This is a genomic window from Microlunatus antarcticus (assembly GCF_014193425.1).
GTDB classification, from domain to species: domain Bacteria; phylum Actinomycetota; class Actinomycetes; order Propionibacteriales; family Propionibacteriaceae; genus Microlunatus; species Microlunatus antarcticus.
This window is the reverse complement of the sequence record NZ_JACHZG010000001.1, coordinates 649,758-676,014: the sequence shown is the minus strand read 5'-3', so window position 1 is coordinate 676,014 and position 26,257 is coordinate 649,758. Positions and strand designations below refer to the sequence as shown.

Annotated in this window: 25 protein-coding genes; 8 read left to right on the top strand and 17 right to left on the bottom strand. The window is 72.8% G+C overall.

Annotation, left to right across the window (positions count from 1 at the left end; all coding sequences use genetic code 11):
* Positions 1-9 precede the first annotated feature (9 nt).
* Both FHX39_RS03085 and FHX39_RS03080 read left to right on the top strand, forming a co-directional pair.
* Complete coding sequence (locus FHX39_RS03085) at positions 10-1,746, top strand: ABC transporter ATP-binding protein (protein ID WP_183336719.1); 1,737 nt, start codon at positions 10-12, stop codon at positions 1,744-1,746.
* 364 nt (positions 1,747-2,110) lie between these two features.
* Positions 2,111-2,971 (top strand): serine/threonine-protein kinase, encoded by an 861-nt coding sequence (locus FHX39_RS03080; protein WP_183336717.1) that lies wholly within the window; start codon positions 2,111-2,113, stop codon positions 2,969-2,971.
* Here the strand turns inward: FHX39_RS03080 and FHX39_RS03075 are convergent.
* Positions 2,934-4,187, bottom strand: coding sequence for a sodium/calcium exchanger protein (locus FHX39_RS03075; RefSeq protein ID WP_183336715.1), 1,254 nt, complete (start codon positions 4,185-4,187; stop codon positions 2,934-2,936). The genes FHX39_RS03080 and FHX39_RS03075 overlap by 38 nt on opposite strands.
* 101 nt (positions 4,188-4,288) lie before the next feature.
* On the opposite strand from FHX39_RS03075, the gene FHX39_RS03070 reads away from it, so the two are divergent.
* The 3 genes from FHX39_RS03070 to FHX39_RS03060 all read left to right on the top strand — a co-directional run bounded on the left by FHX39_RS03070 (position 4,289) and on the right by FHX39_RS03060 (position 6,735).
* On the top strand, positions 4,289-4,648 hold the full coding sequence (locus FHX39_RS03070; RefSeq protein ID WP_183336713.1) for an ArsR/SmtB family transcription factor: 360 nt from the start codon (positions 4,289-4,291) through the stop codon (positions 4,646-4,648).
* A 115-nt stretch (positions 4,649-4,763) separates the two neighbouring features.
* Positions 4,764-6,098 carry an L-lysine 6-transaminase gene (gene lat, locus FHX39_RS03065; RefSeq protein WP_183336711.1) on the top strand — a complete coding sequence of 445 codons (1,335 nt, stop codon included), beginning with the start codon at positions 4,764-4,766 and terminating at the stop codon, positions 6,096-6,098.
* A 34-nt stretch (positions 6,099-6,132) separates the two neighbouring features.
* Entirely contained in the window at positions 6,133-6,735 is a 603-nt protein-coding gene (locus tag FHX39_RS03060; RefSeq protein ID WP_183336709.1) for a uridine kinase family protein, read from the top strand.
* A gap of 3 nt (positions 6,736-6,738) precedes the next feature.
* Here FHX39_RS03060 and FHX39_RS03055 read toward each other — a convergent pair whose 3' ends face one another.
* The 4 genes from FHX39_RS03055 to FHX39_RS03040 form a co-directional block, all read right to left on the bottom strand.
* Complete coding sequence (locus FHX39_RS03055) at positions 6,739-7,917, bottom strand: MFS transporter (RefSeq protein WP_269778571.1); 1,179 nt, start codon at positions 7,915-7,917, stop codon at positions 6,739-6,741.
* 221 nt (positions 7,918-8,138) lie between these two features.
* Complete coding sequence (locus FHX39_RS03050) at positions 8,139-8,504, bottom strand: DUF2256 domain-containing protein (RefSeq protein ID WP_183336705.1); 366 nt, start codon at positions 8,502-8,504, stop codon at positions 8,139-8,141.
* Positions 8,505-8,599: 95 nt separating this feature from the next.
* Positions 8,600-9,256, bottom strand: a complete 657-nt coding sequence (locus tag FHX39_RS03045) for a hypothetical protein (protein ID WP_183336703.1) — start codon at positions 9,254-9,256, stop codon at positions 8,600-8,602.
* A 141-nt stretch (positions 9,257-9,397) separates the two neighbouring features.
* Positions 9,398-10,306 carry a hypothetical protein gene (locus FHX39_RS03040; protein ID WP_183336701.1) on the bottom strand — a complete coding sequence of 303 codons (909 nt, stop codon included), beginning with the start codon at positions 10,304-10,306 and terminating at the stop codon, positions 9,398-9,400.
* A gap of 124 nt (positions 10,307-10,430) precedes the next feature.
* On the opposite strand from FHX39_RS03040, the gene FHX39_RS03035 reads away from it, so the two are divergent.
* Positions 10,431-11,285 (top strand): NAD(P)-dependent oxidoreductase, encoded by an 855-nt coding sequence (locus FHX39_RS03035; protein ID WP_183336699.1) that lies wholly within the window; start codon positions 10,431-10,433, stop codon positions 11,283-11,285.
* A 33-nt stretch (positions 11,286-11,318) separates the two neighbouring features.
* Here FHX39_RS03035 and FHX39_RS03030 read toward each other — a convergent pair whose 3' ends face one another.
* The 5 genes from FHX39_RS03030 to FHX39_RS03010 form a co-directional block, all read right to left on the bottom strand.
* Positions 11,319-12,554 (bottom strand): MFS transporter, encoded by a 1,236-nt coding sequence (locus FHX39_RS03030; protein WP_332836928.1) that lies wholly within the window; start codon positions 12,552-12,554, stop codon positions 11,319-11,321.
* Positions 12,555-12,685: 131 nt separating this feature from the next.
* Positions 12,686-13,096: a PPOX class F420-dependent oxidoreductase gene (locus FHX39_RS03025; protein ID WP_183336695.1), complete on the bottom strand. Its 411-nt coding sequence runs from the start codon at positions 13,094-13,096 to the stop codon at positions 12,686-12,688.
* 57 nt (positions 13,097-13,153) lie between these two features.
* Complete coding sequence (locus FHX39_RS03020) at positions 13,154-14,005, bottom strand: phytanoyl-CoA dioxygenase family protein (protein WP_183336693.1); 852 nt, start codon at positions 14,003-14,005, stop codon at positions 13,154-13,156.
* Between the two features lie 227 nt (positions 14,006-14,232).
* A complete protein-coding gene (metG, locus tag FHX39_RS03015) occupies positions 14,233-16,023 on the bottom strand; it encodes a methionine--tRNA ligase (protein ID WP_408631478.1) in 1,791 nt (596 codons plus the stop codon).
* Positions 16,024-16,034: 11 nt separating this feature from the next.
* On the bottom strand, positions 16,035-17,030 hold the full coding sequence (locus FHX39_RS03010; protein ID WP_183336691.1) for a helix-turn-helix transcriptional regulator: 996 nt from the start codon (positions 17,028-17,030) through the stop codon (positions 16,035-16,037).
* Between the two features lie 89 nt (positions 17,031-17,119).
* Here FHX39_RS03010 and FHX39_RS03005 point away from each other — a divergent pair, with 89 nt between their 5' ends.
* Positions 17,120-17,635, top strand: a complete 516-nt coding sequence (locus FHX39_RS03005; protein WP_183336689.1) for a DinB family protein — start codon at positions 17,120-17,122, stop codon at positions 17,633-17,635.
* Positions 17,636-17,713: 78 nt separating this feature from the next.
* The gene (locus tag FHX39_RS03000; RefSeq protein ID WP_198423241.1) at positions 17,714-18,934 is read left to right on the top strand and encodes an ArgE/DapE family deacylase; all 1,221 of its coding nucleotides are present in this window, start codon (positions 17,714-17,716) and stop codon (positions 18,932-18,934) included.
* 37 nt (positions 18,935-18,971) lie between these two features.
* Here FHX39_RS03000 and FHX39_RS02995 read toward each other — a convergent pair whose 3' ends face one another.
* Genes FHX39_RS02995 through FHX39_RS02965 form a run of 7 tightly spaced genes read right to left on the bottom strand, consistent with a single transcriptional unit; the run spans position 18,972 to position 26,120 of the window.
* The gene (locus FHX39_RS02995; protein WP_183336685.1) at positions 18,972-19,394 is read right to left on the bottom strand and encodes a hypothetical protein; all 423 of its coding nucleotides are present in this window, start codon (positions 19,392-19,394) and stop codon (positions 18,972-18,974) included.
* Positions 19,391-20,467, bottom strand: coding sequence for an adenosine deaminase (locus FHX39_RS02990; RefSeq protein WP_183336683.1), 1,077 nt, complete (start codon positions 20,465-20,467; stop codon positions 19,391-19,393). Before FHX39_RS02990 ends, FHX39_RS02995 begins: the two co-directional genes overlap by 4 nt.
* Positions 20,460-20,888, bottom strand: a complete 429-nt coding sequence (locus tag FHX39_RS02985; RefSeq protein WP_183336680.1) for a cytidine deaminase — start codon at positions 20,886-20,888, stop codon at positions 20,460-20,462. Before FHX39_RS02985 ends, FHX39_RS02990 begins: the two co-directional genes overlap by 8 nt.
* A complete protein-coding gene (locus FHX39_RS02980) occupies positions 20,878-22,188 on the bottom strand; it encodes an ABC transporter permease (RefSeq protein WP_183336678.1) in 1,311 nt (436 codons plus the stop codon). Before FHX39_RS02980 ends, FHX39_RS02985 begins: the two co-directional genes overlap by 11 nt.
* Entirely contained in the window at positions 22,185-23,399 is a 1,215-nt protein-coding gene (locus FHX39_RS02975) for an ABC transporter permease (protein ID WP_183336677.1), read from the bottom strand. The genes FHX39_RS02980 and FHX39_RS02975 overlap by 4 nt, the downstream gene beginning before the upstream one ends.
* The gene (locus tag FHX39_RS02970) at positions 23,396-25,000 is read right to left on the bottom strand and encodes an ABC transporter ATP-binding protein (protein WP_183336675.1); all 1,605 of its coding nucleotides are present in this window, start codon (positions 24,998-25,000) and stop codon (positions 23,396-23,398) included. The genes FHX39_RS02975 and FHX39_RS02970 overlap by 4 nt, the downstream gene beginning before the upstream one ends.
* Position 25,001: 1 nt before the next feature.
* Positions 25,002-26,120 carry a BMP family lipoprotein gene (locus FHX39_RS02965; RefSeq protein WP_183336673.1) on the bottom strand — a complete coding sequence of 373 codons (1,119 nt, stop codon included), beginning with the start codon at positions 26,118-26,120 and terminating at the stop codon, positions 25,002-25,004.
* Positions 26,121-26,257 lie beyond the last annotated feature (137 nt).

The following is a 26,257-nucleotide window of genomic DNA, read 5'->3' as shown; positions in this document are numbered from 1 at the left end:
GTGGATGCCGTGAGCACCTCCTCCCTCCTCCGCCTCGTCGTGGAGCCGGCCCGAACGCACCGTCGTGCGCTGGTCGCCTCCTGCGGCCTGTCGGTGCTGCAGGTGGGGGCGGAGCTCGCCCGGCCCTGGCCGCTGGCGCTCGCCGTCGACTGGGCCATCGAGCGTGACGGCATCCCGCCCGTCCTCGCCGGCGTCGACCCCGCGCTCCTGCTGGTCGGCGCCGGGGTCACGACGCTCCTCACCAGCGTGCTGGTCAGCCTGCTCGACCTCGGCGCGACCCGCTCCGCCGAGCGGACGGCCGAGCGGCTGGGTGCCGGTCTGCGCCACGACGTCCTCAGCCGCAGCCTGCGGCTCTCCCTGCGCTGGCACGCGGGCACCCGCAGCGCCGAGGTCGTCTCCCGGCTCACCTCGGACGTCGGCCGGGTCCTCGACGCGGTCGCGGCCACGACGCTCAGCCTCGTGCCCGACGTGCTCATGCTCGTCGGCGTCACCGTCGTCCTGGTCGCGCTCGACCCGTGGCTCGCGCTGCTCGGCCTGCTCGTCGTCCCGCTGCTCGCGGTGCTGGCCGTCCACCAGCGCCGTCGCGTCCGCTCCAGCCAGGTCGCGGCCCGTTCCGCGGCCGGTCGGCTGAGCACGACGGCGACCGACCTGCTCCGCAACGTCGTCGCCGTCCAGGCCTTCGGCCGCGTCGACCGCGCGGTCGGCGACTTCGGCAGCACGAACGCCGACCTGCTCCGGACGAACGTCGCCGCCGTCGACGTCGAGACCCGCTGGACCCCGTACGCCGACCTCGTGCTGGCGCTCGGCGCCGCCCTGGTCCTGGTCGCCGGCGGCCTCCAGGTCACTAACGGGTCGCTGAGCACGGGCGGCCTGCTCGTGGTGCTCGGCTACCTGCGCGACCTCTACTCCCCCGTCCGCGCCCTCACCCGCCTGTCCGGCGTCTGGGCCCGGGCCGGCGCGAGCGCCGACCGGATCAACGACGTCCTCGAGGCCGAGCCGGAGGGACCCGACGCGGCCGGGGCCGTGGTGGCCCCGGCGCTGCTCGGGCCGGTGGAGTTCCGGGGGGTCGGGTTCGGCTACGAGCCCGGGCGCCCGGTGCTCGCGGACGTGGACCTGACGATCGAGCGCGGCGAGACCGTGTGCCTGTTCGGCCCGAGCGGGGTCGGCAAGAGCACCCTGCTCCTGCTGCTCCTCCGGCTGTGGGACCCCGAGACCGGGACGATCCTGGTCGACGGCACCGACCTGCGCCGCTGGACCCGGCAGAGCGTCCGCGAGCAGATCGCCTACGTGCCGCAGGACCCCTGGCTGCTGGACGCGACCCTCGCCCAGAACGTCGCCTTCGGGTCGCGGACCGCGACCCGGGCCCAGGTCGTCGAGGCGTGCGCCCGGACCCACGTGGACGAGTTCGTGGACCGGCTGCCGCTGGCCTACGACACCCCGCTGGGCGAGGGCGGCCTGCGGCTGTCGGGCGGTCAGCGACGCCGGGTCGCCCTGGCGCGGGCCGCCGTCTCGCCGGCCCGGCTGGTGCTGCTCGACGAGCCGACCGCCTCGCTCGACGCGGCCTCCGCGGCGCACGTGATCGACGCGGTCCGGGCCACGACCGCCCGGCGCACGACCCTCCTGGTGACCCATGACCCGGCCCTGGCGCGCGTCGCCGACCGCATCGTCCACCTGACCCAGAGCTCGACCGCACCGCTCGGTGCCGTCGCCCGCCACGAGACCCGGGAGGGGGTGATGACCTCATGATCATCCGCATCAAGCGCCTCGCGGCCGACCGGAAGCACGGCCGCTCGCGCAGCCGCAGCCGGTCCCGCAGCCGCAGCCGTTCGCGCTCCTGACGGGTCGGGCGGTCAGCCCCGGACCCCGGGAACGCCCGCTCGCCAGCACGTCCGACCAGTCCACCAGCTCACGAGGAGGTGAACACGCATGAAGATCATCCGCATCAAGGCCCTCGTGGCCGACCGGAAGCACGGCCGCTCGCGCAGCCGGAGCCGCAGCCGGAGCCGGAGCCGTTCGCGCTCCTGACGCACCCGACGGGCCGTCCCCACCCCGGGACGGCCCGTCCTACGCACGAGGGGCACCCCAGATCTCTGACGAGGAAGAGCAGGCGATGACGGTCGAGCAGCGGACCTCGACGACCGAGGTCGACGACGACGGCGACCCGGTCTGGGTCGTGGCGGAGGGAGCACCCCTGGTCCCGGACGTGCAGGCGTGGCGCCGGCTGGGGGTCGGTGGCCGCTGCGAGGCGTGGCTGGGCTGGTGCGGGCTCCTGTGGGCCCCGGTCGTGGTCAAGCTCCCGCGGCCGCACCAGGTCGACCACCCGCGCGCCCGGGCGTCCCTCGGCCGCGAGGTCCGGGCGCTGGAGGGCATCCTCCACCCGCACCTCCCGCACCTCTACCGCCACGACCTCGGCGCCGGGCTGCCGTACGTCGTGCAGGAGCACGTCGGCGGCTCCGACCTCGACGACCTGCTGGCTCGTCGTCGTATCCCCGCGGGGGCGGCGGCGCTGCTGGGCAGCCAGCTGCTCAGCGCGCTCCTGCCCCTGCACGCCCGCGGGGTCGCCCACCTCGACGTCACCCCCGCCAACGTCGTGGTCCGCGACGGCCACGCCGTGCTGATCGATCTCGGCAGCTCCCGTCGCCTGGGCAGCCGCCAGCCCGCGGGCCGTCCCGTGGGGACGCTCGGCTACGCCAGCCCCGAGATGGAGGCGTGCGAGCCGGTCAGCGCGGCCATGGACGTCTACGGCGTGGGCGCGGTGCTCCGCGAGACCCTGGCCCGACGTTGGCCGGGTCCGGGCTCGGCCGCGCTGGCCGACGCGGTCGAGCGCCTCACCGCGCCCGACCCCTCGACCCGCCCGTCGGTCCGGGCGGCGCTGGACCTCGTCGCGCGCTGCCTCCCGCGGCAGCGACCGGCGTGGCCGGGGTGGGCGAGGCCTACCGACCCGCCGATCCGCTCGGCTGAAGCTCTCTGACGTCCGCCGCAGCCGCGCTGACGACGCTCTGCGTCCGCCGGAACGGCGCGGCGAGGGTGGGCAGGACGCTGTGCCGGTTGATCACCAGCGCGACCGTTGCGAGCACGAGGTAGACGCCGGTCAGGACCAGCCGGCCACCCGTCCCGGGCACGCCGAACTGGATCCCGAACAGCGCCAGCAGGGTCCACGCGGCCCAGCGCGGGAAGCGCAGCGTGATCAGCACCGCGATCCCCATCAGGGTCTGCGCGACGGTCAGGGCGAACTCCTCGACCTGGCGGGAGTCCAGCACCAGGCTGGTCGAGCCGCCGCCGGCGAGGTAGGCGATCGGCAGGCTGCCGACGAGCAGCGTCCACTGGTTGACCTTGGCCGACACGAGCAGGCCGAGGGCGGCCCCGCCCTTGCCCCGCAGCGCGAAGATCATCGCGATGATCAGCTCCGGCGCCTCCGAGGACAGCGGCGCGAGCCACTGCACGAGCAGGAACTGGTCGATCCCCAGCGCCTGGCCGCTGTGCACCAGGGCGTCGGCGAACGGCTCGGCCGAGGCCAGGATGACCAGCGCGGCCACCACGAACATGGCCACCACCGTGATGCGTCGCGTGCGGGTGGGCAGGGCGCCGATCCGGGCCGCGGGTCCGACGAGGTCGTGCTCGTCGTCGGAGCCCGAGCGCGCCATGCGGACCAGGTAGAAGACGAAGACACCGAGCAGGACGAGCCCCAGCCAGAGGTGGATCTCCCCGGTCGCGGGCACGACGAGCGCGAGCAGCGACGCGAGCGCGAGGAACCCGATCTCGATGCGGTACGCGGGGTCGAGGACGAGCTCCTTCACCGGGCGGCCGGTGCGCCGCCGGGCCACGTAGAGGGCCAGCAGCACGACGAGCGACCAGCCGAGGCCGAGGAGCAGGCGGTTCGAGCCGGTCATGTTGGCGGCGGCGAACTGCACGTACTCGGGGCGCGAGCCGGCGGTGTAGGCGAAGTAGAGGTCGACCGCGTACTCGGGCAGCACGGCGATCACGGCGAGCACGGCGATGGCCAGCCCGCCCGCGATGTCGACCTCGGCCGCCTCGGCCGCCCAGGCCAGCACGAACGACGACGCCACGACCGCGATCCCGAACGTCAGCAGGGCCACGCCCGGGGCCACCTCGGTCCCGGTGAGCCGCAGGGCGACCGCAGGGACCGCCAGCAGCAGGCAGAGGAGGACCGGTCGGAGCGCGCGCATGCCCCCACCCTGTCACGTTTCGTCGTTCGCGCAAGTATCGAAGTGACGTGACGCGAGCCACGGACGCCTGACCCGGGGTGGGCGGCGGGCATGATCAGGGGGTGACGACCGAGCCCACCGGTGACCAGCTCGACGTCGCCGCCCGGACGTTCGCCCTGCTCGGGACGCCGGTGCGGCTGCACCTGGTCGCCCTGGCCGCCGCCGGGGAGCACGACGTCGGCACCCTCTCGGAGAAGGCCGGGGTGAGCATCGCCACGGCCAGCCAGCACCTGACCAAGCTCCGGCTCGCCGGGCTGGTCAGCGCCCGCCGGGACGGCCGCCGGCAGATCTACACGGTCGACGACCCGCACGTCCTGACGCTGGTGCACCAGATCTTCGACCACATCGCACCCGACGGCTCGCTCGCCCCGGACCCCGAGTTCCCGCTGGCCGACCCCCGAGCCGCCCTGCCGCCCACGTGACGGTCCCGCCACAGCCGGGTTAACTCTTGTCGTACGGGGCCTCACCCGCCGATTTTCCCGCGCTCCTCTGGTCTGGCAGGATATCTTTCTGCCAGACACGACCCAAGGAGCAGACATGGCCGAACAGACCCGACTGACGCCCGCCGAGGTGCACGAGGTGCTCGCCACGCACCTCCTGACCGACCCCGCCGCCCTCGTCGTCGACCTCGAGCGCAGCCGCGGCTCGCGCATCGTCGACTCCCGCACGGGTCGGCGCTACCTCGACCTCTACACGTTCTTCGCGTCGTCGCCGCTGGGCTTCAACCACCCCGGCCTGGCCGACGACCCGAGCTTCGTCGCCGAGCTCGGCCAGGTCGCGCTGCACAAGCCGGCCAACCCGGACGTCTACAGCACCGCGTACGCCGACTTCGTCGCGACGTTCGCGCGGGTGCTGGGCGATCCGGCCCTGCCGCACCTGTTCTTCGTCGAGGGCGGGGCGCTCGCCGTCGAGAACGCGCTCAAGGTCGCGTTCGACTGGAAGAGCCGCTGGAACGAGTCCCACGGCCGCAGCCGTGAGCTCGGGACCAAGATCATGCACCTGAGCCGGGCGTTCCACGGGCGCAGCGGCTACACGATGTCGCTGACCAACACCGAGCCGAACAAGACCGACCGCTTCCCGAAGTTCGACTGGCCGCGCATCGACGTGCCCGCCGTGCGCTTCCCGCTCGCCGACCACCTGGACGAGGTCGAGGCCGCCGAGGCGCACGCGCTGGAGCAGGCCGAGCGCGCGTTCCGGGCCCACCCGCACGACATCGCCGCCTTCATCGCCGAGCCGATCCAGGGCGAGGGCGGCGACAACCACGTCCGGCCCGAGTTCTTCGCGCGGATGAAGCAGCTCGCCCACGACCACGACGCCCTGATGATCTTCGACGAGGTGCAGACCGGCGTCGGCACGACCGGCAACGCGTGGGCCTACCAGCAGCTCGGCGTGACTCCCGACGTCGTCGCGTTCTCCAAGAAGGCGCAGGTCGGCGGGATCATGGCCGGCGGCCGGGTGGACGAGGTCGAGCAGAACGTCTTCGTCGTCCAGGGCCGGATCAACTCCACCTGGGGCGGCGGCCTGGTCGACATGGTCCGGTCTCGCCGGATGCTCGAGATCATGGAGTCGGACGGGCTCTTCGAGCACGCCGCGGCCATGGGCGAGCACCTCCTCGCGGGGCTGCAGCGCGTCGCGGCCGGCTCGCCGGTCATGGACAACCCGCGCGGGCGCGGCCTCTTCGCCGCCGTCGACCTCGCCGACCGGACGACCCGCGACTCCGTGGTCGTGGACCTCTTCGAGCACGAGCAGGTCGTCGCCCTCCCCTGCGGCGAACGTTCCATCCGCTTCCGCCCGGCGCTGGTCGTCACGGCGGAGGAGCTCGACGAGGCCGTCACCGCCCTCGAGCGCTCGGTGGCGCGCGTCTCGGCCTGATCCCGCGGGCGCCGGGCGGGCCTAGGATCGCCCGGTGCCCGCGCTCGTCCTGCTCGCCGGTCCCTCGGGGAGCGGCAAGTCCCGGCTCGTCTCCGTGGTCGCCTGCCCGCGGGTCAACCTCGACGACTTCTACCGCGACGAGGACGACCCGGCCAACCCCCGGACGACCACCACGGTGGGGGCCGACGAGGCCCCCGCCGTCGACTGGGACGACCCGGGCAGCTGGGACGCCGGGGCGGCGCTCGCGGCGCTGGTGTCGCTCTGCCGGACCGGGTCCGCGGAGGTGCCCGTCTACGACATCGCGACCAGCCGCCGTACGGGGCTGCGCACGGTCGAGCTCGGGGACGCAGCGACGTTCGTGGCCGAAGGCCTCTTCGCCCCGGACCTCGTCCCGGCCTGCCGCGCGGCCGGCCTGGAGATGGACGCGATCTACCTCGACCGGCCCCGCCTGCAGACCCTGCTCTTCCGCTTCGTCCGCGACGTCTCCGAGCACCGCAAGCCGGTCCCGGTCCTCCTCCGGCGCGGGCTGGCCCTGTTCCGGGCCGAGCCGGCACTGCGCGCCCACGCCCTGGCGTACGGCTGCCGCCCGGTCGGCTTCGGCGAGGCGCTCGCCGTCGTGCGCGGCACCCGCGCCTGAGCGCTAGACGCCCGCGCCGACCAGGTCCTCGACCGGCGCCTGCGTACGGCGGCCGAGGCGGCGAGCCAGGACCGCCATCCCGACCAGCGCGAGCGCGCTGAGCACGGCGGGGACCACGAAGACCCCCGGGATCCCGAGGCCGGAGACGAACGCGCTGCCGAGCAGCCCGCCGAAGGTCGAGGAGAAGACCAGCGAGCTCATGAACGTCGACGACGCCACGCCGACCCCGCTCGGGTAGAGCTCCTGGGCCACGGACACCCCGAGGCCGGCCATCCCGGCCCACATCGCGGAGAGCAGCACCTGGGCGACGACGAGGCCGACCACGGTCGTGCTCGTCGCGTAGCAGAGGTGCGCGGCGACGGCGCAGACCGTGCCCGCCATGACGACCTTCATCGGTCCGTACCGGCCGGCCAGCCGCGCCGCCAGCGGCATGAGCGCCAGCTCGCAGACGGGTTGCAGGGCGATGACGCCGCCCCGGACCGCCGCCGGGAGGTGGAGCTGCTCGCTCATGTAGAGCGGCAGGTAGGCGAACTTGACCGTGTCCCCGCTGGCCGCGACCATCACCAGCCCGCAGAAGGCGAGCAGCGGCAGCAGGGCCCGTCGGGAACCCCGCCGGGTCGGAGCGACGCCCGGCGCGGTGGGCGCCACGAAGCGCGGCGCCCGCACCCCGATCATCGGGACGAGCTGCAGGAGCGAGAGCGCGGCGGTCATGAAGAGCACGGCGCGCAGCCCCAGGACGCTGCCGACGACCGTGCCGAGGACCGGCCCGACGACCCAGCCGAGGGTGAAGCCCATCCGCACGGTGGAGATGACCTGGACGTCCAGCCCGGGAGCGAGCTCGGCCGTACGGCGGCTCAGCTCGTCGCGGACGGCCGCGTACACCTGGGCCCCGGCTGCCCCGGCGACGCCGAGCGCGACGACGCTGATGACGAACGGCATCCAGAGCGAGGTGACGAGACCCATGGCGGTCCAGCCCACCGCGCCGACGACGGCGCCCAGGCGGAAGAGGGTCAGCCGGTCCGGGCGCTGGTCCGACAGCCGGCCCAGCGCGAAGCCGACGACCGGCGCGGTGACGTTGGTGAGGTAGTAGAGCCCGGCCTGCGGCAGCGTCGCACCGAGCTCGGTGACGAAGAACGTCGTGAGCTGCGGGACCGCGGCGGACGTCGCCATCCCGGACAGCAGGAGGGCGAGGAGCGCCGACCGGTAGAACCGGTGGTGCAGGACGAGGGCGACGGGCAGGCGGGTGGACGTGCGTGCGGCAGACGTGGCGGGGTCTCGATCGGGCTCGACGACGGGGACGGGCGAGGCGGCTTCGTCGCGGCCAGCAGCCCGAGACCCGACCGCTTGCTTAGCCAGGCTCTCTTAAACGTTTTACCACACCGGGCAAGACCCGAACGGCGGGCTCAGGCCGGACGGATCCGAACGGCGCCCTTCGCCGTCGACGGGTCGACGACCCGTCCGTTCTGCACCATCACCGCGACCTCGGCCGCCACGAGCCGACGGGCGGCACGGCGGGCGGGCTCGTGCAGCGCCTGCCACGCCTGTGGGTCGACGCAGCGGGCGGCGTCGTCGGGGTCGACGCCCTGCCGGCCGCCCTTGCGGACGAGCACACGGAGCAGCTCCTCCAGCCGGACGTCCACCGAGGTGAGCTTGCGACGGCGGCAGGCGTCGCTGCAGTAGCGCACGTCGTCCCAGTTCTTGGCCCACTTCTGCCGCCACTCGATCCGACGGCCGCAGCTCGCGCAGGTCTTGTCCTCCGGCACGGCCACGCCACCAGTGTGGCGCGACGGTCGAAGGACCGGACGTGCTCCGCCCCGGCTGGTCGCAGCCGAGACGGAGCCTGCCCCGAGACCAGGGCGCTCGGTCAGCGCTCGACGGCCTGAACCGCCTTCTGCAGGCGGGTCGCGCTCGTCCGCTTGGCGCTCCGCCCGTCGATGACGGGCACGGAGGAGTCGAAGAAGAGCTCGCCACCGGTCAGGTCGAGCGTGACGTGGCTGGTGGAGGTCGCGAAGATCCGGACCGTGTAGCTGTCGCCGGTGGTCCCGAGCCCGACGAACGCGCTGTTCGTGGTCGTCTCATCCTTGCGGTAGGTGACCGTCGTGCCCGTCGGCTTCTCGCCCGGTTCGCTCACCACGAGCGAGCCGCCCTTGGTCGAGGCGAGGCTCTTGAGGTTGACGAACACCGCGACGAGGTCCAGCTCCGGGTCCTCGGCGGTCGTCGCGACGGCCACGTCGATCCAGGCACCCCCCTTGAGGCGGTTCTTGGAGTCCAGCGCCCCCTTGGAGGACGCCACGATGGCCTTCAGGCCCTCGGCGCTCCGCGTGTCGAGCAGCCGCTGCGGCGGGACGGGGATCGTGATCGACGCCCCGCCGAAGGGCAACGGTGCTGCGCTGGCCGGGAGCGCACTGGTGGCGCTCGCCGCGACAGCGCCACCGGCTGCCGCCGCCAGCAGGGCTCCACCTCGGAGGAAGCCGCGGCGCTGGAGGACGGCTTCGTCGGCGGCGGAGAGGACGTCGGACATTAGTGCTCCTGGGGGTTCGGGGGAAGCGAGGGCGGATATCTCGCGTCCCGAACGATAAGAGAGACCTGAGTGCCGCGCTGACATTTGGCCAGATCGCCGCCCCGGACCTGGTCCGAGGACCGGGGCAGCGACCGGCTCAGGTCATCGGGCCCGGCGCGCCTTGCGGACGGCAGCCCGACGGGCCGAGGAACCGGACCGACGCACGTCTGCCGCCCCGGTGTAGTCGGGCCCGGGGAAGCCGTAGCTCGTCAGCCCGCTCAGGTCGACGGTGACGTACGTCGTCTGGGACGCGTAGACGCGCACCGTGAAGGACGTGCCGTCGACCCCCAGCGCCGCGTACGCCGTCCCGGACATCGTCTTGCCCTTGAGGAAGAAGGCCGAGACCGTCCCGGTCGGCCGGTCCCCGGGGAGGTAGGCGCTGAAGAAGCCGTCCTTGCTCGACCCGCTGCTGGCCAGGGTCAGGAACGCCGCGACCGGCGAGGTCTCCTCGTTCGTCCCGGCGACCCGGAGGTCGACCCACTCGCCCTTCACCAGCCGACCCTTGGAGTCGATCGCCTTGGACGACGACTTGCCGACGACGGTGCCCTTCTTGGCCTTCGAGTCCCAGATCCGGCGCGGCTGGACAGGTGCGGTCGTCGTCAGGGCCGTGACGTCGTCCGCGGTGGCGAGATAGCTGAGGTACGTGCCGCCCTCCCCGTCCGAGACGCTGATGTAGGGGCCGTAGTCGCTGTTGACGATCGACCCGATCGGCAGGTCGAGGTCGCCGACCTCTTCGCCGTACGAGGTCAGCCGCAACGTGGCGCCGTTGGCGTTGGTCAGCTGGAGCGCCGCGACCTTCTCGCCGCTGGTGCTCAGGCCGGTCGTGGCCGTGCCCGCGTCGTTGAGCGCGCCGAGCTTGAGGTCGTCCCCGGTCGCGGCAGAGGCGGGGACCGCGGACGAGGCGGTCGCCAGCACGGCGCCTCCAGCGGCGGCAGCCGCCAGGGCCCCTCCGCGCAGGAAGCGGCGGCGCTGGACGACGGCGGCGTCAGCGACGGACACGAGATCGGACACGGGGCTCCTCGAGCTGAGGCGGGAGCCCGTCGCCCCCGCGCATAGGAACCCTAAGAGATCCCTGAGCCCTTCGCAGCCCGAAGCCCACATCCGTCGCCCCCGGAGCCCTGGAAGGATGACGAGCATGCGAGCAGCGGTCCTGGGGACGGGTGTCATGGGTGCGGGGATGGTGCGGTCGCTGCGGCGGGCCGACATCGAGGTGAACGCGTGGAACCGCACCCGCGACAAGGCGGAACCGCTGGCCGACGACGGCGCCCGGGTGTACGCGACCGCGGCCGAGGCGGTCGCCGATGCCGACGTCGTGCTGGTGATGCTCTTCGACACCGAGGCCGTGCTCGAGGTCATGGCCGAGGCGCTCCCCGCGACCGGGAACGGGGCGGTCTGGGTGCAGTGCAGCACCATCGGGCCGGAGGGGACGGAACGTGTCGCCGACCTGGCGAGCCGCTTCGGCGCCCCGTTCGTCGACGCCCCGGTGCTGGGGACGAAGCAGCCGGCGGAGCAGGGCGCGCTGGTCTTCCTGGCGTCGGGCGCCAAGGAGCTGCGCGAGCGGGTGGCCCCCGCGTTCGAGGCCATGGGGTCGAAGACCATCTGGGTTGGCACCGAGCCCGGCCGCGGGTCGGCGCTCAAGCTCGTCTGCAACGCGTTCGTCGGGACCCTGACCGCCGCGGTGGGTCAGTCCGTCGGGCTGGCCACGCAGCTCGGGCTCGACCCGCAGCTGTTCCTGGACGCCCTCGACGGGGGTGCGAGCGACTCGCCGTACGTGCACCTGAAGGGCGCGATGATGCTGAAGGACGCGTACCCGGCGTCGTTCGCGCTCGACGGGGTCCGCAAGGACCTGGGGCTGATCCGGGCCGTCGAGGAGCAGTCCGGGACCCGGACGACGCTGACCGAGGCGGTCGTGGCCTGCTTCGACGCCGCCGCCGCGCAGGGGCACGGTGCCGACGACATGGCCGCGGTGGTCACCGCGTTCCGCGACTAGCGCTCCCCAGGGGTACGACGATCCGCGGGCCGCTCAGCTGTCGGCGGCGGTGAGGACGGCCGCCTGCTCGTCCACCGGCTCCGGCTCGGGGTGGGCGTCGAGGTGCGCCAGGTGCTGCCGACCGACCAGCAGGACGCCGATCGCGACGACGAGCGCAGCCGCGCCGACCACGTACGGAGCGGCCGGGCTGATGGCCGCGGCCAGCACGCCGGCCAGGGCCGGGGCGATGGCGCCTCCGACGAAGCGGATGCCGGAGTAGGTCGACGAGGCGACGGCGCGGGGCAGCTCCGTGGCCTCCATGGCCGACTCCGTCAGCACCGTGTTCATCACGCCGAGGAAGAGGCCGCCCCCGATGGTGCAGCCGACCAGCACCCAGAGCCGGTCCACGAGCACGGCCATCGCGGCCAGGTCGAGGGCCAGCAGCACGAGCATCGCGTAGAGGGTCCGCTGCCGCCCGAGACGGGCCGTCAGCCGCGGCGCGACGAAGACCGAGGTGATGGCCACGCACAGCCCCCAGCCGCAGAAGATCAGGCCGAGCTCGTGCGCGCCGAAGTCGGCGTAGCCGGCGCTCTTCGCCGCGGTCTCGAGCGGGAAGGGCGTGTAGGCGAGGAGGGAGAAGAAGCCGAAGTTGTAGAAGAGCGCCGTCAGCCCGAGGGTCAGCAGCGCCGGGTTCCGCAGCGCTCGGAACGTGGCGGACAGCGGCACCCGAGTGGTCGGCGCGGGGATCTTCCCCAGCAGCACGACGATGGCCAGCAGCCCGACGCCCATCAGCACTGCAGTGCCGAAGAACGGCCCCCGCCAGCTGATGCTGCCCAGCGCTCCACCCAGCAGGGGGCCGATGGCGATGCCCAGGCCGAGCGCGGCCTCGTACAGGATGATCGCGCGGTCGGCGCCGCCGCTCGCCGCGCCGACGATCGTGGCCAGCGCGGTCGAGATGAACAGCGCGTTCCCGAGCCCCCAGCCCGCCCGGAAGCCGATGACCTCGTTCACCGAGCCGCTCGCGCCGGCCAGCGCGGCGAAGAGCACGATCAGGGCCAGACCGACGAGCAGCGTGGGCTTGGCGCCGAGCCGGCTGGAGACGAAGCTCGTGAAGAACATCGCGAGGCCGGTGACGAGCAGATAGCTGGTGAACAGCAGCTCCGTCTGGGCCGTCGTGGCGCCGAGCTGGGCGCTGATCGCCGGCAGGATCGGGTCGACGAGGCCGATCCCCATGAACGCGATGACGCACGCGAACGCCACGGCCCAGACCGACTTCGGCTGCCGCAGGATGCTGGGGGGCGCTTCCGCGCTCCTCGTCGTGGTCGTCGTGCCGGTCATCACCGCGGTCCTTCGCTCTCGTTCGTTAGCCTGACTATGTATAGTCTAGCGGACGAAGCCTGCGGGCGACCCGCGGGCCGGGCTCAGTAGGGCGAACGCACCTTGTCGACGGCAATCGTGACGATCAGGCGGACGCTCGGGCGGCCGCCGTAGTTCTGGTACGGACCGCCGGTGTAGCGCTGCGAGAGCTGCTCGATGTGCTCCCAGCCGCCCTCGGCGGTGATGTCGACGACGTGCCCGCGGACCTCGTAGTAGCGGCTGACGTCCGTCGGGTCGCAGACGTTGAGCGAGACGCGGGGGTCGCGGCGCAGGTTGCGCACCTTCTGGAAGCCCTCGACGGTGTTGATCACCACGTGCTCGCCGTCGGTGTCGACCCAGGTCTCGGTCAGCTGCGGCGAGCCGTCGGGCATCACTGTCGCGACGAAGCAGGGCGCGGTCCCGCGCAGCAGGGTCAGCAGGGCGTCGGGCAGGGGCGAGAGGGTCGGCGCGGTCACGAGCCCACCGTACGAGGCGGGACCGCGTACGGCGGGGCGTTCGGGGAGCTCGGGGGCCTACCCCATCACCAGGCCCTCGATGTCGTGCTTCTGCACGATCGGCACGAGCTCGTCCACCACGCGCGCGTGCAGGTGGCGGCGCAGCTCGGGCGGCAGCGCGTCGTGGAAGGCCCGCGTGACCATCGGGTCGTGCAGCGCGTCGTGCCCGGCGCCCGGCGCGTCGACGCCCAGGACGACGACGGGGCGGGCGAGCTCGGAGCGGTTCGCCGTGCCGCGGTGGATCGTCAGGGCGGAGCGGGCCGAGACGTCGCCACGCTGGGGCGTCTTGTAGACGCTGCCCGCCTCGTAGCGCGGCCACTCGGCGCGGTCCGGGAACTGCTGGTGGTCGAACTCGAGCCCGGCCTCGAACTGGGTGCCCAGCGAGATGTTGAAGGGACCCATGTCCTCGGTGGTGTCGACCGTGGTCACGTTGAAGGCGAGCGAGGTGAGCCGGCCCTGCTCGTACGTCTCCGGCGGCGACGGGAAGTCGCGGTGCCACGGCTGGTCCTTGGCCCCGGCGAAGGGGATGTCGAAGCCGATCTCCACGATCTCGTAGTCGGGCCCCAGCACGGTCTCGCAGACCTTCGTCACCCATGGGTGCGTCACCAGGTCGACGAAGCCCCGCAGCTGCTCGGGGTGCACCTCGACGTAGTAGCGGTTCGGGCCACGGCTGACCGCCCCGCCCTCGCGCTGCCGGGCCTCCTCGAACGCGGCCAGCACGTCCTCGTTCAGCTGGTCGACCCACGCGGTGGAGAAGGCTCCCTGGCGCGCGACGATCCCGTCGCCGTAGAGCCCCGCGACGATCGCGCGGGCCTCCTCGTCGAGGCCCTCGAGGGACGGTCCGGGCCTGGTCTGAGCGACGTCGGTCATGCGTCTGATGCTAGGACGCGACCCTCGTACGCGCAGGTGCGCCTCCTGCCCTGGCGTCCGCTTCCGGCACGCTCCCCCGTACCGGAGCGCGAGTCACAGGACTTTCACGTTCACGTGAAAAACCGGCACTTACCACGGCATATCTGCCGTGGTGAGTACCGGACTTTCACGTTGACGTGAAAGTCCTGAGGCCAGAGGGGACTCGGCTTGGGAGAGGTTGACGCCGGTCAGGCGGGAGGGGCAATTGGGGCCCAGGAGGGACCCGTCCGGCCGAGCTCCTCGTCGAGCTTGGTGAACAGCGGCGTCGGCTTGACCAGGGGCGTGCCGACGACGATCGGGCGGCTGGCCCAGACGGCCTGCTCGTTCGCGTAGTCGCCCATCAGCACCGGGTAGTCCGGGCCGCCCTCCTCGGCGACCGTCCGGATCTCCGGCTGCGCGGCCCACACTCCCTCGCCGCCCAGCGCCTCGAACACCTTCTGCGCCGCGTGCGGCAGGAACGGGGTCAGCATCGTGTTCGCGTCGCTGACGACCTGGAGCGCGGTGTGCAGGACGGTGTCGCGCCGGGCCGGGTCGTCCTTGAGCTTCCACGGCTCGGTCTCGGAGAGGTAGCGGTTGGCCGACTGCACCAGCCGCATCGCCTCGCTGATCGCGGCCTTGAACCGGTTGCGCCCGAGCAGGCCGCCGACCGTCTCGTACGACTGCGCCGCGGTCTCCAGCAGCGCGCGGTCGACGTCGTGCAGCTCGCCCGGCTCCGGGATCGCCCCGTTGTTCTTCCAGGCCAGCGAGATCGAGCGGTTGACCAGGTTGCCCCACTCGTTCGCCAGCTCGAAGTTGGTGCGGCGCACGAACTCGTCCCAGGTGAAGTCGGAGTCGGTGGTCTCCGGACCCGCGACGGCGATGAAGTAGCGCAGCGCGTCCGGGCCGAACTCGCGCAGGAAGTCGCCCACGTAGATGACCTGGTTGCGGCTGGTGGAGAACTTCGCGCCGCTCATCGTCAGGTACTCGCTCGAGACGACCTCGCTGGGCAGGTCGAGCACGCCGAAGCCGCCCGGTTCGCCGCCGTGGTCGCCCTCGCCGTTCTGCCCGAGCAGGATGCCCGGCCAGATCACCGAGTGGAAGACGATGTTGTCCTTGCCCATGAAGTAGTAGCTCCGGGCCTCGGGGTCGGTCCACCACTGGCGCCAGGCCTCGGGGTCGCCCGACCGCTTCGCCCACTCGATCGCGGCGGAGAGGTAGCCGATCACCGCGTCGAACCAGACGTAGAGCCGCTTCATCGGCTGGTCGCGCCAGCCGTCGAGCGGGATCGGCACCCCCCAGTCGATGTCGCGGGTGATGGCGCGCGGCTTGAGCTCGGCGATGAGGTTCTCGCTGAACTTGAGCACGTTGGGCCGCCAGTCGGTCCGGGTCGCGAGCCACGCACTGAGCGAGCCGGCCAGCGAGGGCAGGTCGAGGAAGAAGTGCTCGGTCTCGACGAACTCGGGCGTCTCGCCGTTGATCTTGGACCTCGGGTCGATCAGGTCGATCGGGTCGAGCTGGTTGCCGCAGTTGTCGCACTGGTCGCCGCGCGCGCTGCCGTAGCCGCAGATCGGGCAGGTGCCCTCGATGTAGCGGTCCGGCAGGGTGCGGCCGGTGGACGGGCTGAGCGCACCCATCTGCACCTTGGCCACGACGTAGCCGTTCTTGTGCAGCGCGAGGAACAGCTCCTGCACGACGGCCGCGTGGTTCAGCGTCGTCGTGCGGGTGAAGAGGTCGTACGAGAGCCCGAGCCCCTGCAGGTCCTCGACGATCACGCGGTTGTACTTGTCCGCCGCCTCGCGGTTGGTCAGCCCCTCGCGCTCGGCCTGGACGCCGATCGGGGTGCCGAACTCGTCCGTGCCCGACACCATCAGGACGTCGTGCCCGCTCATCCGCATGAAGCGGCTGAAGACGTCGGAGGGAACACCGAAACCGGAGACGTGACCGATGTGTCGGGGGCCGTTCGCGTACGGCCAGGCGACAGCGGTCAGGATGCGAGCCACGACGGTCGAGCCTAGTCGTGCGCGACGGCGGCAGCCTCCGAGTTCCGCGCGGCAGCGGTGAAGCGGTCGGCCCAGGCCCGGACCCTTGTGGCGAGCTCGGGCGGGCGGACGACGGTGAAGGGGGCGCCGATCATGGCAAGGGCGATCAGTGCGCGCCCGAGGTCGTCGGTCTCCATCCGGAACGTGCACGTCTGGTCGGTCCGTTCCTCGACCCGGGCCCAGCCCCCGATCCGTGCGGTCACCGCGGCCGCCGGGGCCTCGACGACCGCCTCGACCTCATGGGTCCCGGCACCGCGGGCCTCGGCCCCCTGCACGCCGGCGAGGACGAACGCGGCGACGTCGTCGAAGGGCGGCGTACGCGGCGCGAAGGGCACCCCGGTCCCCTCCGCGGCGCTGATCCGGTCGATCCGGAACGTCCGCCAGTCCGCCCGGTCCAGGTCGTAGCCGACGAGGTACCAGCGTCGGCCGAGCGGCACGAGCCGCAAGGGCTCCAGGCGCCGGAAGGAGGACCCTCGGGACACCGTCGCGTAGCTGAAGCGGACGCGTTCACCGTCGCGGCAGGCGAGAGCGAGCACGGCGAGCACCTCGTGGTCGAGGTGCTCGGTCGGCTCGTCGCCCCACCGCGCCGGCGTGGTCGCGGCCTGCACGGCGTCGAGGCGGAGCCGCAGCCGGCGCGGCATCACCTGCACCACCTTCGTGAACGCGCGGACGGCCGCCTCTCCCCCGGTGCCGGCGACCAGCTGGGACTGGATCGCCACCGCGAGCGCCATGGCCTCCTCGTCGTCGACGACCAGCGGCGGCAGGGCGGTCCCGGCCGCGAGCGCGTACCCGCCCTCGACCCCGGGCGCGGCGTCCACGGGGTAGCCGAGCTCGCGGAGCCGGTCGACGTCGCGGCGCAGGGTCCGCGGCGACACGTCGAGACGTTCCGCGAGCAGCGGTCCGGGCCACCAGCGCCGGGTCTGCAGCAGGGAGAGCAGGCGCAGGGTGCGCGAGCTGGTGTTCGCCATGCGCTGAGTCTGCGGCCATCGCGGTCAGGAAGTGGCCGCAATGGGTCCTAGCGTGGGTCTCGTCCTGATCGAGCCCGAAGGAGACGCAGATGAGCAGCACCGAGCGCGACGAGATCGTCGCCGTCCTCACGAAGCACCGCGGCCTGTTCCTGGTCACGGTGCAGGGGCTGGACGACGAGCAGGCCCGGCTGACCCCGACCGTGAGCGCGCTGAGCCTCGGCGGCCTGGTCAAGCACGTCACGGCCACCGTGGCGCAGTGGCTGGACTTCGTCGAGCACGGTCCGCAGGGTGGCCAGGAGATCGACTGGGAGAACCCGGACCCGGCGCTGTTCGAGGCGTTCAAGGACGGGTTCCGCCTGCTGCCCGACGAGACGCTCGCGGGCGCGATCGCCGCGTGGGACGCGGTGGCCGCGCGGACCGACGCCCTCGTGCGCGAGGTCGACCTGGACGAGACGCACCCGCTGCCGCAGGCGCCGTGGTTCCCGCCGGACGAGGTCTGGAGCAACCGGCGCGTGTTCATCCACCTGGTGGCCGAGATCGCCCAGCACGCCGGCCACGCCGACATCCTGCGCGAGACGATCGACGGCCAGAAGTCGATGGGCTGACGCCCTTCGGGCGGAACGATGCGGATCAGGCCCCGTACTCGGTGACGGATGCTCATCGTCGTCCGCCATGATCGGACCGTGCCGCTCCCACCACCCGTCGAGGGGATCCTGCGCGACCTGGTCGCCGTGCCGAGCGAGGGTGGTTCCGCGGACGAGGTGGGGATCCAGCACCTGCTCGCAGAGCGGCTGGGCGACCTCGGGCTGACCGTCGACCTCTGGCCGCTCGACCTCGACGCGCTGCGCTCAGACCCGGGCTACCCCGGCGAGGAGGTCGACCGGTCCGAGGCGTGGGGGCTCGTCGCGGTCAACCAGCCCGGCGAGGACGTCGGGCTCGTGCTGTCCAGCCACGTCGACGTGGTGCCGCCCGGCGACCTGACCGCCTGGAGCGGGGCGCCGTACGCGCCGGTCGTCTCCGCCGGCCGCCTCGTGGGCCGCGGCGCGTGCGACATGAAGGGCGGGCTCGCCGCCGTCCTCGGCGCGGTCGCGGCGCTGGGACCCGACGTCGCCGGGGTGCCGCCGTTCGCGGTGCACTGCGTGGTCGGCGAGGAGGACGGCGGGCTGGGCGCGTACGCGACCCTGGTCCGCGGTCACAGCGGCCGGGCGTGCGTGATCCCCGAGCCGACCGACCTCGGGCTCGTGACGGCGAACGCCGGGTCGCTCACGTTCCGCCTCGAGGTGCCGGGCCTCGCCACCCACGGCAGCACCGCGTACGCCGGGGTGTCGGCGATCGACGCCTACCTGCCGCTCCACGCTGCGCTGGCCCGGCTGTCCGAGCGGCGCAACCGCGTCCGCGAGCCGCTGCTGGACCACCTGCCCGTGCCCTACCCGCTCTCGGTCGGACGGCTGCAGGCCGGCGACTGGGCCAGCAGCGTGCCCGACCGCCTGGTCGCGGAGGGCCGCTACGGCCTCCGGGTCGAGGAGGACCCGGCGGCGGCAAGGGCGGAGCTGGAGGCCGCGGTCGCCGAGGCGGCGGACGAGCACCCGTACCTGCGCGACCACCCGCCGGTGGTCACGTGGCCGGGCGGCCGGTTCGCGGGCGGTCACCTGCCGACGGGGCACCCGTTCGCGGCCCAGGTCGGCGCGGCGCACGCGGCGGTGACGGGCGGTGAGGTCCCGGGGGTGCTGGGCGCGCCGTGGGGCAGCGACCTCCGCCTCTACAACGGGGCCGGCGTCCCGACGCTGCACTACGGCCCCGGCGACGTCCGCCTCGCGCACGGCCCGGACGAGAACGTCCCGGTGGCGCAGGTGGAGACCACGTCCGCGGTGTTCGTCGACCTGCTGCGCACCGGCGTGGCCTGAGGCTCGGGACCCAGGGCCCACGGTCCGAGAGACCGGGCTAGGTCCGCAGCAGGTGCCCGACCCAGAGGAGCACGCCGAGCACCACGAGGGCCAGGACCGTGCGGAGGACGACCAGCGACCAGGACCGCGTGTGCCGTGACGGCCAGCCCCGCCCGTCGGTCAGCCAGTTCTGCCGCGGGACGCCGCCGAGACCCACGAGCTCCACCGCCCGCTGCTCCTGCTCCGGCAGCAGCACGGCCCAGAGCTGCTCGCCGGCGCCCGTGCGGACCACGAGGTCCGGGTCGAGCCCGGCGAGCCGCGCAGCCACCCGGTCGGTCGCCGTGCGCTCGTCCTCGGCGGACACGACGAGCAGGTGGGGCTGCTCGGTGGTCACGTCCCGTACGCGGTAGACCGATCCGTCCGGCCCGAGCGCGAGCCGGTACGACACCCGGTAGGGAGCGATGCGCGGGGCCCGGCTCACCCGTAGGCCGGGAGGATCACGTCCTCGATGAGGCGACGGCGCTCGGGGTAGGACCAGAAGACGCTCTCGGCGGCATTGAGGGTCAGGCGGCGCAGGCCGGCGAGGTCGTAGCCCAGCTCGCTGACCAGCAGGCCCATCTCGCGGGTCAGGGTCGTGCCGCTCATCAGCTGGTTGTCGCAGTTGACGGTGACCAGGAACCCGAGCTCGTCGAGACGGGCGATCGGGTGGGCGGCCACCGAGGGCACGGCGCCCGTCTGGACGTTCGACGACGGGCACAGCTCGAGCGGGACCCGGCGGTCGCGGACGTACGCAGCGACCGACCCGAGCGCGGCGTCCCCGTCCAGGCCGGTGATGTCCTCGACGATCCGCACCCCGTGCCCCACCCGGTTGGCGCCGCAGGCGAGGACGGCGCCGGCGATCGAGTCGACGCCGGCGGCCTCGCCGGCGTGGATCGTGTACGGCCAGCCGTGCGTGCGGAGGTGGACGAACGAGGCGAGGAAGCGCTCGGGCGGGAAGCCGTCCTCGGCGCCCGCGATGTCGAAGCCCGCGACCGTCCCGCTCCGGTCGGCCAGGACCAGGTCGGCGGCGGTGAGGTTGGGCTCCACGTGACGCATCGAGGTGAGCAGCTGGCGGACGACGATCGTGCGGCCCCGGGCCCGGCTCGCCTCGATCCCGTCGCGGAGACCCTCCGACACGGCGGCGACGGCCTCGGCCTGGGTCAGCCCCTGCTGCGTGTGCTGCTCGGGCGCCCAGCGCGTCTCGCCGTAGACGACACCGTCGGAGGCGAGGTCCTCGACGAACTCCCGGGCGACGCGGCGCAGGTTCTCCCGCGTCTGCATGACCGCGACGGTGTGCTCGAAGGTCTCGAGGTAGCGGACCAGCGAGCCGGAGTCGGCGGCCTCGACGAACCAGCGCCCGAGGGCCTCCGCACCGGCGGCCGCGGCCGGCGGCAGCTCGTGCCCGACCTCGGCGGACAGCTCCAGGACGGTCGCGGCGCGCACGCCGCCGTCGAGGTGGTCGTGGAGCGAGACCTTGGGCAGCGCGCGGAGGCGTTCGACATCGAGCTCAGGCATGTGGGTCAGTCTCTCGCGGACCGACCTTGGCCAGGTCCTCCGTCCCGAAGGCCTGCGGGAGGACCTCGGTCATGGGCAGGACGCCAGCCGGGGTGTCGACGAGCAGCTCGGCGCCGCCGTGCTCCCACAGGAGCTGACGGCACCGGCCGCACGGCATCAGGCGCTCGCCGTTGGCGTCGCAGCAGCTGAACGCGACGAGCCGCCCCCCGCCGCCGGAGACGAGGTCGGAGACGAGCCCGCACTCGGCGCAGAGCGTGACCCCGTACGCGGCGTTCTCGACGTTGCAGCCGCCGACGAGCCGACCGTCGTCGACGAGCGCGGCCGCACCGACCGGGTAGCCCGAGTACGGCGCGTACGCCCGCTCCATCATCTCGACCGCCCGCGCCCGCAGGAGGTCCCAGTCGATCTCGTCACTTCTCATAGGGGACTCCGTCGGCCGCGGGCGGGCGTACGCGACCCACCAGCCCGGCGACGGCGATGATCGTGGCGATGTAGGGCAGGACGAGCAGCAGCTGGCTCGGCATCGGGGTGCTGAGGGTCTGCAGCTGCGAGGCCATCTGGGTCACGAAGCCGAAGAACAGGCACATGATCGTCGCCAGCACCGGCCGCCAGCGGCCCATGATCAGGGCGGCGAGGGCGATGAACCCGTTGCCGACCGTGAACTCCTTGGTGAACTGCCCCGTCGAGGCCAGGGTGAAGAACGAGCCGCCCAGCCCGGCGAGCACGCCACCCGCCAGCACCGCCGACCAGCGGACGCCGCGGACGCTGATCCCGACCGTGTCCGCGGCCTGCGGGTGCTCCCCCACCGACCGGACCCGCAGGCCCCAGGTCGTGCGGTAGAGCAGGACCCAGACCACGACGACGGCGATGATCGCGAGGTAGGCGAGGACGTTCTGGTCGAAGAGCACCCGGCCGAAGAACGGGATCGACGAGAGCCCGGGGATCGCGATGGGCTCCAGGACCGGGGCGTTGTTGTACGTGCTGGACGCTGGCTGCACGAGCTGGTCGAAGAGGAAGCCCGTGACGCCGACGGCGAGCAGGTTGAGCACGACGCCGAGGACGACCTGGTTGACCAGGTAGTTGATCGAGAACAGCGCCAGCAGGGCGGCCATGGCCAGCCCGGCGACGACCGCGGCGATCATCGCGGCGGGCACGGACTGGGTGATGCTGCCGACGACGGCGGCTGCGAAGGCGGCGGCGAGGAACTGGCCCTCGATGCTCACGTTCACCACGCCGGCCCGCTCGCAGAGCACGCCGCACAGGGCGCCGAAGACCAGCGGCGTGGCCAGCGACAGGGTGCCGGCGAACTGGTTGCTCACCGGGAACGGCAGGTCCCGTCCGGCGGCCGCCCAGGTCAGGAAGCCGAGCAGGACGGCGACGCCCGCGACGACGGCGGCGATGACGGCCCACCGACCGCGGACCCGGCCGCTGAGGAACGCGGCCGCCGCGGCGAGGCACAGCACCGCGCAGACGACGACCGTCGCGACGCCGGGCAGCGGGACGGTCGGCAGCTGGACCTCGTCGAAGGCGTCGGACAGGGCGAAGCGCGCCTCCCCCCGCGTCGAGCCCAGCGCGATCAGCAGCAGCACCCCGACGACGCCGATGAGCACGCCGGTGGAGAGCCGCTGGCGCCGCTTCTCGCCCGACTCGACGACCTCGGCGGACGGGAGGGCGGTCGAGGACGCGGCGTCCGTCCGCGGGGCGGGGTCGAGGGCGGTCACGCGAGGCCTCCCTCGGGCACGGGACCGGACGCGTGGGCCTTGCGGGTCCGGACGAACGGGATCAGCTTCGTGACCAGCGCGGGGGCGGCGACGAAGAGGACGATCAGCGCCTGCAGCGCCGTGGTCAGGGTGAGTGGCGTCTGCGCGACGCTCTGCATGGCCAGGCCACCGGCGTGCAGGGCCCCGAAGAGCAGCCCGGCCAGCACGGTGCCGAGCGGCGTGGACCGGCCGAGCAGGGCGACGGTGATGGCGTCGAAGCCGATCGAGCCGACGATGCCGGCCGAGAGCGGCACGGGCAGCCCCGACGCGGACGGGCCGAGGGCTGCCTGGACGCCGGCGAGGCCCGCGAGGCCACCGGCGACGGCCATCGTGATGATCGTGGTCCGCGCGACGCTCATGCCCGCCGTGGCCGCGGCGTGCGGGTTGGCCCCGACCGCGCGGATGGCGAAGCCGGTCGTGGACCGCTCCAGGAACCACCAGACGAAGACGGCGGCCAGGATCGCCAGGCCGAAGCCGAGGTGGAGCTGGCCCCCGACCAGGCGCGGGAAGGTGGCGCTGAAGTCGACGATCGGCGAGATCGGGTCGGTCCGGCCCGGGCGCTGGAACACGGTGGTGGTGAGGAGGTAGTCGAGCAGCCCGGCGGCGACGTAGTTGAGCATGATCGTGACGATCACCTCGTGCGCCCCGGCCCCGGCCTTGAGCCAGCCGACCAGCCCGCCCCAGATCGCACCCCCGAGGAGCCCGAAGACCACCGCGACCAGGAGGTGGATCCCCGGCGGCAGGTGAAAGCTGAAGCCGACGTACGCGGCGAAGATCGAGCCGATGATCGCCTGGCCCTGGGCGCCGATGTTGAACAGCCCCGCCCGGAAGGCGAGCGCGACGCCGAGCCCGGCGCAGATCAGCGGTGCGGCCTGCGCGGTCGTCTCGGTGATCGGCCCGTAGCCGCCGACGGACCCGGCGACGAGGGCCCCGTACGCGCCCCCGACCTTGTCGAGCGACGCGACGACGGCGTCCGAGGGTCGCGCGAAGAAGTAGGTGAACTTCGAGCGCACCTCGGTGTCGGACACGATCATCAGCACGGCGCCGACGAGGAACGCGAGCACGAACGCGGCGACGGTGGTGACCACGTCGGTCCACGGGAACGGCTTGCGCGGCCGCGGACGCGGTGCGGGTCTCGGCGCCGTGGGCCTCGGGGCCGTGGTGGTGCTCATCGCTGCCCTTCGACGGGTTGGGGAGACGTGCGCCCGGGAGACGCCGTGGCGAGGGCCTCGTCGGCGGGCACGCCCGCCATCATCAGGCCGAGGACCTCCCGCGAGGTGTCCGGGGGGACGACGCCGACGATGCGGCCGCGGTACATGACGGCCACACGGTCGGCGAGCGCGGCGACCTCGTCGAGCTCGGTGGAGACGATGAGGACCGCGGTGCCGCGGTCGCGCTCGGCGACCAGGCGCGAGTGCAGGAACTCGATCGCGCCGACGTCGACGCCGCGGGTCGGCTGGCTCGCGACGAGCGCGGCCAGGGGCCGGGACAGCTCCCGGGCGAGGACGACCTTCTGCTGGTTGCCGCCCGACAGCGAGCTGACGGGGGTGTCGATGGTCTGCGTCCGGATGTCGAACTCCCCCACCCGCTCGTCGGCGTTGTCGCGGATCCGGCCGAGGTCCAGACGGATGCCGTGGGCGTACGGGGCCTCGTCGTAGGTGTTGAGGACGAGGTTCTCGGCGACGGTGAAGCTGCCGACGAAGCCGTCGTGCTGGCGGTCCTCGGGCACGAAGCCGAGGCCGGCGTCGATGATCTCCTTCGGCGTACGCCCGCTGATCGGTCTGCCGTCCAGGGTGATCGAGCCGGAGGTGACGGGCAGGGTGCCGAGCAGGGCGTCGGCGAGCTCGCTCTGCCCGTTGCCCTGGACGCCCGCGACGCAGACGATCTCGCCGCCGTGCACGTCGAGGTCGAGGTCGTCGACGACGACCTGGCCCGCGGCGTTGGCGACGGAGACGCCGGACAGCTGGAGCCGGGCCGCAGCGCTGGGCTGCGCGGGCTCCTTGTCGACGACCAGGTTGACCGCGCGGCCGACCATGAGCTCGGCGAGGCGGGCCTCGGAGTCCTCGGGGCTGGCGGTGCCGACCACCGCACCGCGCCGGATGACGGTGATCTTGTCCGCGATCTCGCGGACCTCGCGGAGCTTGTGGGTGATGAAGACGACGGCCTTGCCCTCGTCGCGCAGCGCACGCATGACGTCGATCAGCTCGTCGATCTCCTGCGGCGTCAGCACCGCGGTGGGCTCGTCGAAGATCAGGAACCGCGCGTCGTTGGCGAGGGCCTTGAGGATCTCCACCCGCTGCTGGACCCCGACGGGCAGGTCCTCGACCACCGCGTCGGGGTCGACGTCGAAGCGGTAGCGCTCGGACAGCTGGCGCACCGTACGGCGGGCGCGGCCCATGCTCAGGCCGATGCCGCCCTCGCGTCCGAGCACCAGGTTCTCCGCGACGGTGAAGACCTCGACCAGCATGAAGTGCTGGTGGACCATGCCGATCCCGTCGGCGATGGCCTCCTTCGGGTTGCGGATCACCACCGGCGAGCCGTCGACGAAGATCTGGCCCTCGTCGGGGCTCAGCAGCCCGTAGAGGACGTTCATCAGCGTCGACTTGCCGGCGCCGTTCTCCCCGAGCAGGCAGTGGATCTCGCCCGGCACGATGTCGAGGTCGACGCCGTCGTTGGCCACCAGCGAGCCGAAGCGCTTGGTGATGCCCCGCAGCGCCAGCCCGGTGGCGGGCGGCGGTGCGGGGTCCACGACCTCGGAGGAGGAAGCAGTCACCTCAGGAGGTGGGCTGCGACTTGGACTCGATGGTGATCTTGCCCGCGACGATGTCGGCCTTGAGGGCGTCGACCTCGGTCTTCAGCTCGGCCGGGACCTTGGCGTCGAAGTCGTGGTACGGTGCGAGGCCGGTCCCGTCGTTCTCCAGCGTGCCGACGTACGGCTTGTTGTCGAACGAGCCGTCCTTGGCCGCCTTGATCGCGTCGGTGACCGAGACGTCGAGGCCCTTGGTGACGCTCGTGATGATGCTCGAGCAGTAGGTCTCGGCGCTCACGCAGCCGTCGGTGTCGACCCAGATCGCGTTGGCCTTGCCGCCGCTGGCCTTGGTGGCCTGGAGGGCGCCGAGGCCCGCGGGACCCGCGACCGGGAGGACGATGTCGGCCCCCTGGCTGATGAGGCCCTGGGCGACGCGCTGGCCGCCCTTCTGGTCCTCGAAGCTGCCGACGAACTGGCCGTCCTGCTTGGCCGAGTCCCAGCCGAGGACCTGGACGTCGGCCTTCTTCTGGGTGTTGTAGTACTCCACGCCCTGGGCGAAGCCGTCCATGAAGATCGTGACGGTCGGGAACTTCTGCCCGCCGAAGGTGGCGACCTTCTTGGTCTGGCTCATGCCCGCGGCGAGGTAGCCGGCGAGGAAGCTGGACTGCGCGGTGTTGAAGACCAGCGGCTTGAGGTTCGTGGCGGCCGGGTAGGTCGTCGGGTCGTTGTTGTCGACGATCGCGTACTTGATGCTCGGGTTGGCCTTGGCGGAGGCCAGGGTGTCGTCGCTCAGCGCGAAGCCGACGGTGACGATGATGTTGCACTTCGCGTCGACCATCGACTGGACGTTCTTGGCGTAGTCGGCGGCGGCGTTCGACTCGACCTGGCCGGTCTCGATGCCGAGCATGGTCTTTGCGTCGGTGAGGCCCTTGTACGCGGTCTGGTTGAACGACTTGTCGTCGAAGCCGCCCGAGTCGGACACCATGCAGGCCTTGAAGCCCGCGGCGTCGGTCCCGCCGGACGAGGCCGCACCGCTCGGCGCGGCCGAGGCGCCCGGATCGGTGCCGGGGGCCTGCGCGCAGCCGGACAGGGCCAGGGCGGCGGACGTCGCCAGCACGCCCACCAGGGTCAGGGTCTTCTTCACGGGTGGGTCTCCTCGTTCGGGTGCTGCGTGCGGGCGCTCGGTCAAGAGATCATGCGGCCGGCAGTGGCCACGGCGAGGAAACCTCGCGTCACCAGGGTCGACCCCCGGCGAAGAGCACTCTAGCGGCTCGCGACCCC